This is a genomic window from Pseudomonas sp. GW821-FHT09C10, from assembly GCF_059418085.1.
On sequence record NZ_JBWKPE010000002.1, the window covers coordinates 235,051 to 250,072 of the forward strand.

The following is a 15,022-nucleotide window of genomic DNA, read 5'->3' on the forward strand; positions in this document are numbered from 1 at the left end:
GCCCGTGTCGAATCGTCATCTACAGTGAAGAAACACGGGGATACATAATTCCAACGTAACGGAGAAACACAACTATGAGCACTGACGGTGCTTCACGTCCGAGCCGCCTGCTGCCGAGGCTGCTAGGCGTCTTGCTGCTGATCATGGGCCTGGCCTTGCTGGCCGGCGGCGTCAAGCTGAGCCTGCTCGGCGGGTCGCTGTACTACCTGCTGGCCGGTATCGGCATCACCCTGACCGGCCTGCTGCTGCTGGCCACCCGCCGCGCCGCGCTGGGTCTGTACGCACTGGTGCTGTTCGCCAGCACCGTATGGGCCCTGTGGGAAGTCGGCCTGGATTGGTGGCAGCTGGTGCCGCGTCTGGCGCTGCTGTTCGCCCTGGGCATCGTCATGCTGCTCCCGTGGTTTCGCCGTCCGTTGCTGCGCGGCCAACCTGCCCCGCTGGGCACTGGCGCGCTGAGCGTGGCCGTGGTGCTGGCCGGTGCAACCGCCCTGGCCAGCCAATTCACCAACCCCGGTGAAATGGTCAAGACCGGCCAACTGGACCGCGACGCGGTACCGGGCATGGCCAGCGCTGCACCGTCCCAGGCCGATGGCGACTGGAACTCCTACGGCCGCTCGGCCTACGGTGATCGTTACTCGCCATTGGCGCAGATCACTCCGGAAAACGCGCACAAGCTGGTACCGGCATGGACCTATCGCACCGGCGACATCCCCGGCCCGAACGATCCAGGCGAGACCACCGCGGAAAACACCCCGCTGAAAGTCAACGGCATGCTCTACGTGTGCACGCCCCACAGCCAGGTGATTGCGCTGGACCCGGACACCGGCAAGGAAATCTGGCGCTTCGATCCAAAGATCAGCAGCCAGGGTGCCGAGAACTTCAAGGGTTGGGCGCACATGACCTGCCGTGGCGTGTCGTATCACGATGACGCCGCCTACGCTTCCGAGCAGAGCCCGACCGGCAGCGCCAGCCCGGCCGCCGCACCGAATGCCTGCCCGAAACGCATCTTCGTGCCGACCGCCGACACCCGCCTGATCGCCCTGAACGCCGACACCGGCAAGATGTGCGAAGACTTCGGTGACAAAGGCCAGGTCGACCTGCGTGCCAACATCGGCAGCTTCGCCCCAGGCGGTTACTACTCCACTTCGCCACCGGCCGTGACCAAAAACCTGGTGGTGATTGGTGGCCACGTCACCGACAACGTCTCCACCGACGAGCCCAGCGGCGTGATCCGCGCGTTCGACGTGCACACCGGCAAGCTGGTGTGGAACTGGGACAGCGGCAACCCGGACGACACCACCCCGTTGGCCGAAGGCAAGACCTACACCCGCAACTCGCCGAACATGTGGTCCATGTTCGCCGTGGATGAAAAACTCGGCATGCTCTACCTGCCGATGGGCAACCAGATGCCCGACCAGTACGGCGGCGACCGTACCGACGATTCCGAGAAATACGCTGCGGGCCTGACCGCCCTGGACATCGACAGCGGCCACGTGAAGTGGACCTTCCAGTTCACTCACCATGACCTGTGGGACATGGACGTGGGCGGCCAGCCGTCGCTGATCGACATCAAGACCGAAGCCGGCGTGAAGCAGGCGGTGATGGCGTCGACCAAGCAAGGCAGCATCTACGTGCTGGACCGCGCCACCGGCCAGCCGGTGGTGCCGATCCACGAAGTGGCCGTGCCCCAGGGCGCTGTCGCGGGCGACCGTACTTCCCCGACCCAGCCGAAGTCCGAGCTGAACTTCATGCCACCGCCGCTGAAAGAGCGTGACATGTGGGGCGTGACGCCGTTCGACCAGATGCTGTGCCGCATCGATTTCAAATCCATGCGCTACGACGGCCCGTTCACCCCGCCCTCGCTGCAAGGTTCGATCGTTTACCCAGGTAACTTCGGCGTGTTCGACTGGGGCGGCATTTCCGTCGACCCGGTACGCCAGATCGCCTTCGTGAACCCGAGCTACATGGCGTTCAAATCCAAGCTGATCCCGGCGGCCGATATCGCCAAGCAAGGCCCGCGCGTCAGCGAAACCCAGGGCGTGCAGCCGAACAAAGGCGCGCCGTACGGCGTGATCCTCGAAGCACTGCTGTCGCCCCTGGGCCTGCCGTGCCAGGCACCGGCGTGGGGTTACGTGGCCGCGGTCGACCTGACCACCCACCAGACCATCTGGATGCACAAGAACGGTACCGTGCGTGACAGCTCGCCGGTCCCGGTTCCGCTGACCATGGGCGTACCGAGCCTGGGCGGCACCTTCACCACGGCCGGTGGCGTGTCGTTCCTCAGCGGTACCCTCGACCAGTACCTGCGGGCCTACGACGTGAAAAACGGCAAGCAGTTGTGGGAAGGCCGCCTGCCCGCCGGCGCGCAAACCACCCCGATGACCTACACCGGCAAGGACGGCAAGCAGTACGTGCTGGTCATGGCGGGTGGTCATGGTTCCCTGGGGACCAAGCAGGGTGACTACGTGATGGCGTTCAAACTGCCGGATTAAGCGTTATCGGCGGCAAAACCAAGGCGGCTACCCTCACAGGTAGCCGCCTTTTTCATGGGTGGAGCAGGATTCACTGTGGCAGGGGCCGGCCGGGATCAGTGTTCGATCACTTCGCCACGCATTGCCGCCAGGCGCGTGATCAGGCGATTCTGCACCGGTACTGCGATCCCTTCGCTGTCCATCGCCTTGATCAGGTCCTCCACCAATGCGTTGAAGTCACTGCGGCTGAGGTTCTGGCCCTTGTGGCTCTCGGCCATGCTGTCGCCGGTGTAGGTGCACGGCCCACCCGCTTCCACGCAGAACTGTTCGATCAACTTGTTGCGCAGGCGCTGGATATCGATGCGCCGGAAGCGCTCGACAATGCGTTCATCGCGGGCAATGTTGAGCAACATGCCTTCAACGATGCGGGTAATGCCGGGGCTGGCGCCGAGGTCGCGATACAGGCTGTCGTCCCTGGGCGGTTGCTGGGCACAGGCGCTGAGCAACAACGCCAGGCATACGGGTAACAGGCGCATCAGAAACTCCCCTGCACAGACAAGTAGGTGCCGTTCTGGTTATCCAGCGTGGCGATCTCCCCGAGCCGCGCGTAGGCCAGCACGAAGGACACGTGCTTGTTGGGAAAGTAGCCAATAAACAGGTCCGCCCAGTCGCTTTCACCGGCAAACGAAAGATTGTCGGGCTTCTCGCGATACTCCACGCCCACCGCCCAGTGCGGGTTGAGCAGCAGCGCCACGGAACCTTCCTTGAGCAGGCTGCGGCTATCACGACGATCACCGCCAAAACCGAGCAGACCGGTTTCATTGGCGCGGCTGTAGCGCAGGCTGGCGTTGACCAGCACGTTGTAGCCAAACGCTGCGCCCATGAACAGGCGGCTGGCAGCCAGGTAGCCTTCGACATCACTGTCACGCCTGGCGCCGACCAGGCGGGGAATATCGAAATGGGTCTGGTGCTTGTATTCCAGGCCCAGCGCGACCTGGGGCAAGCGGTCGTAGATCACATCGCCGAACAGCCGCACCTTGAGCCCGAGCACGTCCTGGCCGAGCGTGTCCTCGGGCAGGTTGAGCCTGTGCACCAGCGTGCCGAGGTCGAAGCGCTGGCGGGCGAAAGACAGCTCGACCCGGTTGTCATAGGCCAGCGCCAGCCCTGCCACATCAAGGCGATAATCCGGCAGGTCGACCGTTGTCGCGAACGCCGTGGCGCCCCATTCGTGCTGCTCGCCATAGCCGGCCAGCACCGCCCACGGCGTGATGCCGCCGCCCGCCGTGCCCTCGATACTGCTGGCACCGCCCGTAGCGATCAGGCGACCGTTATCGGCCAGGGTCGTTTGCACGGTCAGGGCGGCCAAGCAGCCAATCAAGAGAGAGCGTCGCACGTCAGCCATTCAATGCACCAGGGAAGTCTGCACGCCGAGGGGCAACGCCACCCAGGCTTCGAAAGCGTCGGCACTCAAGGGCCGACTGATCAGGTAACCCTGGGCCGTGTCGCACTGCCAGCGCTCCAGCAGGCGCAGGCTGTGGGCGTACTCGACGCCCTCGGCGACGACCTTGAGACCCAGGTTATGGCTCATCTCGATGGTGGAGCGCACGATCACCGCGTCTTCACTGGTTTCATCGAGGTTACGCACGAAGGATTGGTCGATCTTCAGCTCCTGTACCGGCAGGCGCTTGAGGTGCGCCAGCGACGAGTAACCCGTGCCGAAGTCATCCACCGACAGGCTGATGCCGCAGTCGCGCAGCAGGTGCAGGACCTTGAGGGCTTTTTCCGGCTCGCGCATCACCGCGCTCTCGGTGATCTCGAACACCAGCTGTTCTGCGGGCAAGCCATAACGCCGCAGCAGCGCCGAGACCTGGTGCGCGAGTTCATCGCCAAGCAAGTCGTCCGCCGAGATATTCAGCGACAGTTGCAGATACAGCCCGCGCCGGTTCCACTCGCACAACTGGCGAATGCCCTCCTCGATCACCCATTGGGTCAGCAAGCGGATACTGCCGGAGCGCTCGGCCAGGGGAATGAATTCTGCCGGCGAGACCATCCCGAACTGCGGATGCTGCCAGCGCAACAACGCTTCGGCCTGGCGCACATGGCCTTGGCGAATGTCCAGCTTGGGCTGGTAATGCAGCAGCAGTTGGCCTTGGCCGGGCGCGTGGCGCAGGTCGCGGATCAAGGTAATTTGCCGACGGTGCGCCAAGTCGCGACCGTGTTCATAGACATGCAGACGGCCGGGCATTTGCGTGGCGTCTTTCATGGCGATCGCCGCGCGCTCAAGCAAGGTGTGGGCACTGTCGCCATCGGCCGGGAAGGCGGCGATGCCCAGGCGGCAGTCCAGCGCCAGGTCATGGCCGTTGATACGCTGGGGCCGCAGCAACAGTTGTTGCAGCTTGTCGGCCAGGCCTACCGCCTCCTCACTGCCCGCCCCTTCGAGCAGCAGCAGGAATTCATCGGCGATCAGGTGCGCCAGGGTATCGCCGGCGCGCAAGGTGGCTTGCAGGCGATTGCTCACGTTGAGCAGCAATTGGTCCACGGCCTCCGGCCCGGCGGTTTCGCTGGCGGCGCGCAGGTTATCGATGCCCAGGTAGATCAACGCCATCGGTCGTTGCAGGGCAATCGCACTGCCCAGGCGCTCCATGGCCAGCGCACGGTTCGGCAGGCCGGTGAGGCGATCGTGCAGGGCGTTATGTGCCAGCTGTCGCTCGCGCTCGGCGATGCCGCTTTGCATGGCGTTGACCGCGTGAGCCAGGCGGCCCAGCTCATCGCTGCGCTTGAGCACCACCGGCGTCTGGTAGTCGCCCTGGCCGATGCGTTCGGCCGCCAGCGCCAGCGCCTGGACCGGCCGCGACACGGTGCGGGCCAGCAGCAAGGCACCGAGCAACGAGGCCATCAGCGCCACCAGCGCAATGCCGAGGATCTTTTCATCCAACGGAATAAAGGCCTGCATCGCCGCATCCAGTGGGCTCTGCAGCAGGGCCAGGACCTTGCCGTTCTCATCGCTGGCCAACACCAGTGATTGGCTGAGGAAACGGCGCTCGACGTGGTCGGTGGTGGACACGCCACGGCGCGGCGAGTCGCCCTGCATCAGTTCGATAACGCTGCCATGCAGTGCTTGGGGCTGCGTGCTGACCAATTCGCCGGGGTGGCCATGATCGATCGCCAGGAACGACACTTCCAGGTTACTCAACGAACGCAACTCTTCGGCAAATGCACCGTCCATGCTGAAGCCCATCACCACCCGCGCAATCGGCAAAGGCGCCAGCACCGAGGCTTCCACCAGCAGGTGCGGCTTGCCTTGCAACGGCACCATCAGCGTGGCCTGGCGATTGCGCCGGGCTTCGCGCAGTGCCTGGTCGTAGCGGAACGTCGAGCCTTCGGGCACTTCGTCGAGGGTGCTGGCCAGGACTTTGCCGTCCATGCCCAGCAGGATCATGTCGCTGGCGTTGATGCGCTTGCCATGGTTCAGCAGCACCGAGCGCATCGTCGCCGAATCGCCACTGGCCACTGCGTCGCGAAAACCGAAATCGGCGGCGAGCAGCTGCACACCATCGGCCAGGCGCCGGCCACGTACATCCAGCAAGCGTTCAAACACCCGCGAACCGACGTCCAACTGGGCCATGGCCTGGCCGCGCACCGCCGAACTGGTCGCGGCCTTGACGCTGAAATACACCGCGCCGATGACCACCAGCGACAGCAGGATCAGCACGCAGGCGACCCGCGCCTGGAAGCTATTGCGCAGTTTCACGGGCAGCTCGATTGAAGGCATCGCCAAAAGCGGTAGGCGTCGGCGGAAGGTCTTCCGAAACCGGCTCCAGGCTCAGGACCACACGGTGGCTCAGGCCCGCAGCGGGCACGTGCAGGGTGCCGCCCTCCACGGGCTGCATATCCGCCAGTTGCGGATGCCACAGGGTGGCGTGGTAATCGCCGGGCGGCAGTTGTTCCAGGCGCACCCGGCCCTGGGCATCGCTGACGCCGAAGCGGGGGTCGTCGGTGACGTAGATGTAGCCGAGCATCCAGTCATGGATATTACAGCCCAGCACTACCACGCCAGGCTTGTCGAACAACAGCGGCTCGGTGGGCGTGCCTTCGTAGAGGCGCAGTTCGAAACGCTTGGCGGCGGAAAAGGAATAGACCTGGTGGCGAATATTGTCGCTGTTGGGAAAGCGCACCTGGGTACCGGTGTGCACCGCCAGCACATGGGGGGCAAAACGCTGGCCGCGCTGGTCCATGTCAGCCCTGGGTAGGCCGGTGGGCCCCCCGACCGGACCTTGCAACGTCACCACCGCATCGGCGACCGGGCGGCCATCGGCCAGATGCATCAACACCTCGAGCGTCGCCGCCGAGGCCGGGAAAGCCACCGCCAGCAACACGGCAACGCGCGGTAACAGGTTAACAAGTGAGGCCATGGGGGATCCGGGAAAAAGCGGCCAGCCTTGGCAAAAAATAAAACCAATGAACAGTATGATGCCGCAAATAAGGCAAAACGCCATCACTGAACACCCGTGCAGGCATCACCGTTGGTCGGTAAAAACTATGCAACCGGTCAAGCTCTGTAGAGGTTATCGACGCCAGCCAAAAAAGCTGTAGTCCCCCGGCGCGCTTTCTAGACCAACTGCCGCTCGCGCCGCATCCACAGCTCGAACGCCGTGGCATTGAGCGGCCGGCTGATCAGGTAGCCCTGGGCCGTATCGCAGTTCCACTGCCTGAGCAGCTTGAGGCTGGGCTCGAATTCCACGCCTTCGGCCACCACCTTGAGCCCCAGGTTGTGGCTCATTTCGATGGTCGAACGCACGATCACGCCGTCGCCGCTGGTGCTGTCGAGGTTGCGCACGAAGGATTGGTCGATCTTCAACTCCTGCACCGGCAGGCGCTGCAGTTGCGCCAGGGAGGAATAGCCGGTGCCGAAGTCATCCACCGACAGGCTGATGCCGCAGCCGCGCAGTCGCTCCAGCACGCTCAAGGCTTGCTGCGGGTTGTGCATGATCGCGCTTTCGGTGATTTCGAAAATCAGCTGCCGGGCCGCCACGCCGTACTGCATCAGCAAGGTGCTGACGCGGATCGCCAGGTCGTCATCGGCCAGGTCATCCACCGAGATGTTCACCGACAATTGAATGTGCATGCCGCGCTGCGACCACTCGCCGATCTGGCGGATGGCTTCTTCGATCACCCACAGGGTCAGGCCGCCCATGCTGCCGGTGCGCTCGGCCAGGGGGATGAACTCGGCGGGCGACACCAGCCCCAGGGTGGGATGCTGCCAGCGCAGCAGGGCTTCGGCCTGGCACACCTCGCCATGCTTGAGGTCGAGCTTGGGCTGGTAGCACAGGTACAGCTCGCCTTCGACGACGGCCCGGCGCAGGTCGCGGATCAGGGTGATCTGGCGCTGGTGGGCGAGGTCGCGGTCCTGCTGGTAGATCTGCAGATAGCCCGGCAGCGTCGCCGCATCGTGGCGGGCGATGGCGGCGCGACTGATCAACTCTTCCACCTGCTGGCCATCGGCGGGGTAGGCGGCGATGCCGATGCTGACTTCGTGGCGCACTTCATCATTGCCGATGCGCTGGGGCTCGGTAAGCAGCGCGTAGAGGCGGTCGGCGCGGGCCACGGCGCGGTCGATCTCGGTGTTTTCCAGCAACAGCAAGAACTCGCTGCCGGTGATGCGCGCCGCCGTGTCGCTGGCCAGCAGGCTCATGGACAGGCAGCGGCTGGCTTCGCGCAGCATGTCCTCGACCCCCTCCGGGCCGAAGCCTTCGTTGATCACCCGGTAGTTTTCGATGCCCAGGTACAGCAATACCACCGGCCGCCGGGCACTGATCGCACTGCCCAGGCGTTCCATGGCCAGGGCTCGGTTGGGCAGGCCGGTGAGCGGATCATGCAGGGCGTTATGGGCCAGTTGCCGTTCGCGCACGGCGATGCCGCTTTGCATGGCATTGAAGGCGCGGGCCAGCAAACCGAACTCATCGTGGCTGCGTACCCGCACCGGCGTGCGGTAATCACCGGCGCCGATGCGCCCCGCCGCTTCCACGAGGGCGTTGAGCGGGCGCGAGACCCGCCGCGCCAGGAACAACGCGCCGGCCAACGACACCAGCAGCACCGCAAGGGCAATCCCGAGAAACTGCCGGTCCAGCGGCGCAAAGGATTCCAGCGCATGGTCCAGCGGGCTTTGCAGCAATACGCGCACGTCATCGCCGTCGCCGGTATTGGCCAATGGAAGCACGCGGCTGAGCACGCGCTGACCGTGGAACCCATGGATCTGTGCCTCAGGGTTGAGCGGAGCGTCGTGCAGCAGGCTGAGGGCGGTGGCCCGGTACGCGTCGGGCTGGGTGCTGAACAGCGGGCCGGGCGTGCCGTCCTGCACACTGAGAAACGACACTTCCAGGTTGCTCATGGAGCGCAGTTCATAGGCGAACAGTTGGTCCATGGCAAAGCCCATCACGATGCGCGCGATGGGCAACGGGTCGCGCACTTCATCCTGCACCAGCAGGTAAGGCCGCCCATCCAGGGCCACGATCACCATGTGCAGGCCATTGCGCCGCGCATGGCGCAAGGCGGCGTCATAGGGGAACGGCTGGCCGCGGGTGAGGATAGGGAGTGTGCTGACCATGACCTTGCCATCCAGGCCCAGCACAAACACTTCGCTGGAACGGATGCCGGTGCCGTGGCGCCGCAGTGCCGCCAGGATCGGCGCAGGCTTGCCCTCGGCCACGGCCTGCTTGAACGGACCATCGCCGGCGAGCCAGTCGAGCCCGTATTGCAAGCGCCGCCCGCGCAGGTCCAGCAGGCGCTCGAATACCTGGGTTCCGGTTTTCAGTTGGACTTGTGCCTGGTTCTCCACGGCACGGCGGGTGGCGCTCTTGACGGCGAAATAGGTGGCGGCGACCACCACCAGCAGCAACAGCGCCAACACCCCGGCAATACGGGTTTGAAAGGTATGGCGCCATGTCATGGCAGTGCCCTCCGGCAGCGTTCGCCGCTCGCCGCCGCGTCCCTTAGTCATGTGCATTCCTTGCGCCCTGACCTGCTGTCAAAAAAACATCCATTTAGACTGGACTTTTTGTTTTAGCAGATTAGCTGGGACATCGCAGAAGCGCACCGAATAAAACCGGGGATTTAACTGTCATTTTATTGGCGACAACCGCTTGGCCATATCCGCCTGTCAGCTGCGGGCGCGCATGAAATCCCCCCAACGCCGCACCAGGTAGTTGTGCTCATCCATGACCGAGTTCCACACCGCAATATGCCCCATGCGCTGCTCATAGGAGCCGCCATCGCGCACCTCGCCGATATCGATCAACGGCAACCCATCACTGCCGGGCAGTTCCTCCCGCGCAGGCTTGCCGGCGTACCAGTAATCCCACTCGGCACTGCTCAGGTGATCACGGCTGCGCGCCGGGTTGCCAATGTAGTAACCCTGGCGCGCCATCACCGCGCCCGGCCAGCCGGACAGCCACCAATTGAGGTACGCGTAGGCCGCATCCAGCACCGGGCCCCGGGCATGGCGCGACAATGACAAGCCGCCGAACCAGGCGCGATAGCCTTCGCGGGGCACCGCCAGGCGGTATTTCACTCCGGCGCGGTGCAGACGCATCAAGGTCGGCGACCACAGGCTCTGGATATCGATGCTCGGGCTGAGCATCAGTTGCGCCGCCTCTTCATCGTCGGACCAGAACGCGGCGAAATGCCCTTCCTTCTGCTTGCGCACCAGAATATCGGCGAGCACGTCGATCTCTTCGATGCTCATATTGCCGATGTCGTTGAAGCGCGCCAGCCCCGCGCCCTGCACCGCCAGCGCAGCATCCAGGGCGCCGATGGCGGCATCGCTCTGCAGCGCCGTGCGGGCGCGCCAGGCCGGGTCCAGCAGCCAGCCCCAGCTTTCGTTACCGTGGCAAAAACCCTCGGGCAGACGCTCGGGGCGGTAGGCGAAGCTGTCGGCATTGTGGGTCAGGGGCAGCATGCTGATGCGTTCGGTGACGGTGCTGCCGAGGCTGCCGTCGTGCTGCACGAACAAACGCTCGCTGGGCACGCTGCCGCTGCCCAGGCGGTCGTTGGGCGACAGCCGACCGCGCTTGGGCAGATCGTTGATCTCGTGCCACAGCGCGATGCGCCGCGTGTCGATGGGCTGGATCGCCCGGGCCGGCCACACGAAGTCGACGTTGTGAAACCATTGGTCGTACAGGTCGTAGCTGTCGGGCTGCATCACCGCAATGCGCTGGGCCTGTTCGACGTCGTGCACCTGGTACACCAGGCGAATCCCCAGTTCCTGTTCGGCGCGCACCCGCAGGCATTCGAGCAAAGTAACCGAGGTGCCGAGCACTCGTAAGGTGATCATCCGGCGAACCGCCGTGAGAACACCTCAAAGGAACGCCGCAGCAACGCTGGGTCGAGACCGCGCAGGATAAACACCAGGCGCGATTGCCGCTCGGTGCCTGGCCACGCGGGCAGATGGACCGGGGCATGCAGGCAATGCTGCACGCCATGAATGACGATGGGGGCGTTACTGGCGTTCACGTTGAGCAGTCCTTTGACACGAAGGATTCGTTCGCCGTGGCATCTTAACAGCATCGACAACCACACCCCGAAGCCGACCCAGTCCAGCGGCTGGTCGAAGGTCATACTGCACACTTGGGCCGCCCCATGGCTGGCGCTGGTGGTCTGATGCAATTGCCAGCGGCTGACTTCCAGGGCGGGCTCGGCACTGCGCAGACCTTCGCCGAGCAACAGTTGGTCGCCACTGTGGATGGCGTGGGTATCGAGGATCGGCGTACCGGCGTTGAGCGCCTGCAGATGCGCACGCAGCGGTTCGCAGTCATCCACAAGATCAGTCTTGCTCAGCAGCAAACGGTCTGCCGCCGCAACCTGGGCCAGCCATTCCGGGTGCAGGCGTTCCTGCAACGCGGCGTGGCTGGCGTCGACCAGCGTCACCACCAGGCCAATATGAAAACGCCCACGCAGTTGCACGTCGTTGTTCAAGGTGGCGAGGATCGGGGCTGGGTCGGCCAGGCCGGTGGTCTCGAGGATCACCCGTTTGAACGCAGGAATTTCGCCGCGCTCGCGGCGTTGCAAGAGGCCGAGCAACGCGTCCTTGAGCTCGCCACGGATGGAGCAGCAAATGCAGCCGCTGGGCAGCAGTACGGTGTTCGGTGCGACTTCTTCCACCAGCAGATGGTCGATGCCGATATCGCCGAATTCGTTGATCAGCAGTGCCGTGTCGCCCAGGCTTTCGCCTTGCAGCAGACGCTTGAGCAAGGTGGTCTTGCCGCTGCCAAGGAAGCCGGTGATGACATTCAGGGGCATGCTCATGGGGCTGACTCCAAGTGATCGAGCAGTCGCGGATCAAGGGGATCCAGCGGCCGGCCGAGCATGGTTTCAGCCGCCTGCCAGAGTTGATCCAGCCCGCTCGCCAGTGCCTGTTTACCGGTGGCGCCCACCAGCAGATAGGACGCGCCCTGGAAGTCTTCGACCTTGAGCCGGAACACCGCCAGCACCTGGTTGATCGCGGCGATACGGCGCAGGCGTTCGCGGCGCCTGGGCAGTTCATCGCCCAGGGGATCGCTCCAGTGCAGGTCTTCGCCGAGCAGTCCGCAGAGTCCGCACATGGCTACACCCCGCTCATGGCATGACATCGCCGGAGTTCGGGCCCAGAGTCTGACCGACGAACAGGTTGCCGCCCGGCTCGCTGGCCAGCAGCACGGCGGTGGGCGCCACTTCATCCGCCAGGCCGAAGCGTCCCAAAGGCAATTCAGCGGCCTTGGCACGCTTCCAGTCGGCGCTGATACCGCCCACTAACGGCGTCTCGATCGGACCGGGAGCGATGGCGTTGACCAGCACATTGTCCTTGGCCACTTCCAGGGCCAGGGACTTGGTAAAACCGATGACCCCGGCCTTGGAGGCCGCGTAGTGGGTGAGTTCGGCGCCGCCCTTGATGCCCAGTTGCGACGCCACGTTGATGATCCGCCCCCAACGCTGCGCCAACATATGCGGCAAGGCGCGCTGGCTGGCGACGAACACACTGGTGAGGTCGACGCGCAGCATGTCGTTCCACATCTCGATGGACAGGTCGACGCAACGCGCCTGGGTGAGCATCCCGGCATTGTTGACCAGGATATCGATGCCACCGAAGTGTTCGACGCATCGGTCGACACTGGCTTGGGCGCCTTCGACCGTGCCCACATCGGCCACGCACTCGACCACCTCGGCGCCCAGGTGGCGGCAGGCGGTCGCGGTTTCGGCGAGGCTGGCGGGGTTGCGGTCGGCCAGTAACAGCCGCGCGCCTTCAACGGCATAGGCGCGGGCGATGGCGGCACCGATACCGCTGCCGGCGCCGGTGATCACGGCGCGGCGGTTATTCAGTTGAGGCATATGAAAATCTCCTGAAACAAACACAGTTCCAATGTGGGAGGGGGCTTGCCCCCTCCCACATTTGGATTGAGTACATCAGTCAGTCAGGCCAGCGCACGGTGAGGCCGCCGTCGATGACGATGCTCTGCCCGGTCAAATAACTCGACGCTTCACTGGTCAAGAACTGCACCAGCGACGCCACTTCATCCGCGCGCCCTACCCGCCCCAACGGAATCGCTCGAGCAGCCTTTGCCAGACCTTCCGGCCCCAGCGAGTTCTTCGCATCCAGCGACTGCGGCGTCTCGATCAACCCCGGGATCACCGCATTGCAGCGAATGCCCAGGGGCGCCAATTCCACCGCCAGCGAACGGCACAACCCCGGCACACCGGCCTTGGCCGCCGCGTAATGGCTGTGGTCCTGCCAGCCATACACGCCGCCGGCAATCGAAGAGATCGCCACCAGCGCGCCGCCTTCGTTCATATGCCGCGTCGCCGAGCGGAAGGTGCGCATCACCCCGGTCAGGTCGACATTGAGCATCTCGTTCCACAACTCGTCGGTCATTTCCAGCAGCGGCGCACGGCGCAGCAAACCGGCGTTGGCCACCGCGTAATCCAGTCGGCCGAAATGCTGGACCGCCTGCTCGGCGAGGGCGTCCACCGAGTCGGTATCGCCCACGTCCAGCGGCAACATCAGGCACTCGCCCCCCGCGTCCTCCACCAACGACACGGTGGTGCCCGGGTCGTGAGGATCGGCCGGGTAATACCCGCCCACCACCGCCACGCCGCTGCGGGCATAGGCCACGGCGAGGGCTTGGCCGATGCCACTGGCGGCACCGGTAATCAGGGCAACTTTACGGCTCATCACATTCTCCTTACTGAACGGTTTCCGGACGCACATGGCGGGCGGCAAACATCAGCGCGCCGGACAAGAAGCACGGCAGCGCGCCGAACCACAGCGCGGCGGTCTGCCAGTCACTGCCGGCGGACAACACCTGGGTCGCACCAAAGCCCGCGACCACGGCACCAATCGGGCCCATGGCATGGATGATCGCGCCGCCGGTGGCGCGGATGCTGGTGGGGAAACTTTCACTGATAAAGAACAGCGCCGCCGAGTACGGCCCGATCAGGAAGAACAGGCCCAGGCTGTACAGCCCGACCACCATCGGCATATTGCTTGGGCCAAACAGCATGCCGGCAAACGCCAGGCCGCCGAGCATCCACCCCAGGCCGATCACATTGCGGCGGCCGATCTTGTCGCCCATCCAGCCGTGGCTGAGGTAGCCGCAGTAACCCACCAGGTTGGACAGCACGAGGATGATCAGCGAGTTCTCGAACGAGATGTGGTGCACGCTTACGATCACCGAGGTGCCGAGCACGCTGAACACCTGGATCGCTGCCCAGTTGAGCAGCAGCGCAGCGCCGATCACCAGGGTGGCGCGACGGGCCGGGCCACGGAAGGCCGCCTTGAGACCGGCCTTGCTGTGTTCGTCGTAGTCCACGCCGTAGGTCACGGCAACGTTTTGCGCTTCGGTCACCGCACCGCTTTTACGCAGTTGGCTGATGCGCTGGTGGATCTGGAACTGCGGGCTCTCCTTGAGCTTGCGCGCCATGATCGCGATGACGATGGCCGGGATCGCGGCGAAGATGAAGCAACCCTGCCAGCCGATGATCGGCAGCAACAGCGCGGTCAAGCCGGCGGCGATCAACGCACCGACCGGCCAGCCGCCCTGCACCAGGCTGTAGATGAAGCCGCGGCGCTTGGTCAGGCGCGGGTCTTCCGAGGCGCCATACAGCTCGGTCAAATAAGTGGCGTTGACGGTTTCTTCGGCATACCCCAGGCCGCCCAGCGAACGGATCAGAATCAGCGGCGACTTGCCCCACGCGCCGCCAATGGCGGTCAGCGCCGAGCACAGGGCGGAACCGGCCACGGTGAAAATAATCCCTTTGCGCCGCCCCAGCTTGTCGACGATCGGCCCGATGGCCAAGGCGACAACGGCGGTACCCACCGCCACCCAGGTCGCGATTTCAGCCTGCTCCACTTCACCCCAGCCGAAGTGTCGGCCGATCTCCGGCAGCAAGGTGCCGAACAGGATGAAGTCGTACACCGCAAACACCCAGGCGAAAAACGCAATCCAGGTGGCGAAGCGCACTTCCTGGGACGTCAGTTGCCGGGGTTTCCAGCCAGTCAGGTCAAGCTTGTTGTAGATGGACAT

Annotated in this window: 12 protein-coding genes; 1 reads left to right on the top strand and 11 read right to left on the bottom strand. The window is 64.5% G+C overall.

Annotated features, from left to right (window positions below):
* The first annotated feature begins 74 nt into the window (after nucleotides 1–74).
* Nucleotides 75–2,492, top strand: a complete 2,418-nt coding sequence (locus AC07OT_RS04810; RefSeq protein WP_092356264.1) for a glucose/quinate/shikimate family membrane-bound PQQ-dependent dehydrogenase — start codon at nucleotides 75–77, stop codon at nucleotides 2,490–2,492.
* Between the two features lie 95 nt (nucleotides 2,493–2,587).
* Here the strand turns inward: AC07OT_RS04810 and AC07OT_RS04815 are convergent, their stop codons facing one another.
* The 11 genes from AC07OT_RS04815 to AC07OT_RS04865 all read right to left on the bottom strand — a co-directional run bounded on the left by AC07OT_RS04815 (nucleotide 2,588) and on the right by AC07OT_RS04865 (nucleotide 15,022).
* Nucleotides 2,588–3,007, bottom strand: coding sequence for a group I truncated hemoglobin (locus AC07OT_RS04815; protein ID WP_495107599.1), 420 nt, complete (start codon nucleotides 3,005–3,007; stop codon nucleotides 2,588–2,590).
* Nucleotides 3,007–3,873 (bottom strand): DUF3034 family protein, encoded by an 867-nt coding sequence (locus AC07OT_RS04820; protein ID WP_495107600.1) that lies wholly within the window; start codon nucleotides 3,871–3,873, stop codon nucleotides 3,007–3,009. Before AC07OT_RS04820 ends, AC07OT_RS04815 begins: the two co-directional genes overlap by 1 nt.
* Nucleotides 3,874–6,222, bottom strand: a complete 2,349-nt coding sequence (locus AC07OT_RS04825; protein WP_495107601.1) for a putative bifunctional diguanylate cyclase/phosphodiesterase — start codon at nucleotides 6,220–6,222, stop codon at nucleotides 3,874–3,876.
* Nucleotides 6,206–6,883, bottom strand: coding sequence for a methylamine utilization protein (locus AC07OT_RS04830; protein ID WP_495107602.1), 678 nt, complete (start codon nucleotides 6,881–6,883; stop codon nucleotides 6,206–6,208). Before AC07OT_RS04830 ends, AC07OT_RS04825 begins: the two co-directional genes overlap by 17 nt.
* Nucleotides 6,884–7,080: 197 nt before the next feature.
* The gene (locus AC07OT_RS04835; protein WP_495107757.1) at nucleotides 7,081–9,417 is read right to left on the bottom strand and encodes a putative bifunctional diguanylate cyclase/phosphodiesterase; all 2,337 of its coding nucleotides are present in this window, start codon (nucleotides 9,415–9,417) and stop codon (nucleotides 7,081–7,083) included.
* A 210-nt stretch (nucleotides 9,418–9,627) separates the two neighbouring features.
* A complete protein-coding gene (locus tag AC07OT_RS04840) occupies nucleotides 9,628–10,800 on the bottom strand; it encodes an ABC transporter substrate-binding protein (RefSeq protein ID WP_141605563.1) in 1,173 nt (390 codons plus the stop codon).
* A complete protein-coding gene (locus AC07OT_RS04845) occupies nucleotides 10,797–11,771 on the bottom strand; it encodes a CobW family GTP-binding protein (protein WP_495107603.1) in 975 nt (324 codons plus the stop codon). Before AC07OT_RS04845 ends, AC07OT_RS04840 begins: the two co-directional genes overlap by 4 nt.
* On the bottom strand, nucleotides 11,768–12,067 hold the full coding sequence (locus AC07OT_RS04850) for a hypothetical protein (RefSeq protein WP_092356256.1): 300 nt from the start codon (nucleotides 12,065–12,067) through the stop codon (nucleotides 11,768–11,770). The genes AC07OT_RS04845 and AC07OT_RS04850 overlap by 4 nt, the downstream gene beginning before the upstream one ends.
* A gap of 13 nt (nucleotides 12,068–12,080) precedes the next feature.
* Nucleotides 12,081–12,830 carry an SDR family NAD(P)-dependent oxidoreductase gene (locus tag AC07OT_RS04855; protein WP_495107604.1) on the bottom strand — a complete coding sequence of 250 codons (750 nt, stop codon included), beginning with the start codon at nucleotides 12,828–12,830 and terminating at the stop codon, nucleotides 12,081–12,083.
* A 79-nt stretch (nucleotides 12,831–12,909) separates the two neighbouring features.
* The gene (locus AC07OT_RS04860) at nucleotides 12,910–13,671 is read right to left on the bottom strand and encodes an SDR family NAD(P)-dependent oxidoreductase (RefSeq protein WP_495107605.1); all 762 of its coding nucleotides are present in this window, start codon (nucleotides 13,669–13,671) and stop codon (nucleotides 12,910–12,912) included.
* Between the two features lie 10 nt (nucleotides 13,672–13,681).
* A complete protein-coding gene (locus AC07OT_RS04865; RefSeq protein ID WP_065938643.1) occupies nucleotides 13,682–15,022 on the bottom strand; it encodes an MFS transporter in 1,341 nt (446 codons plus the stop codon).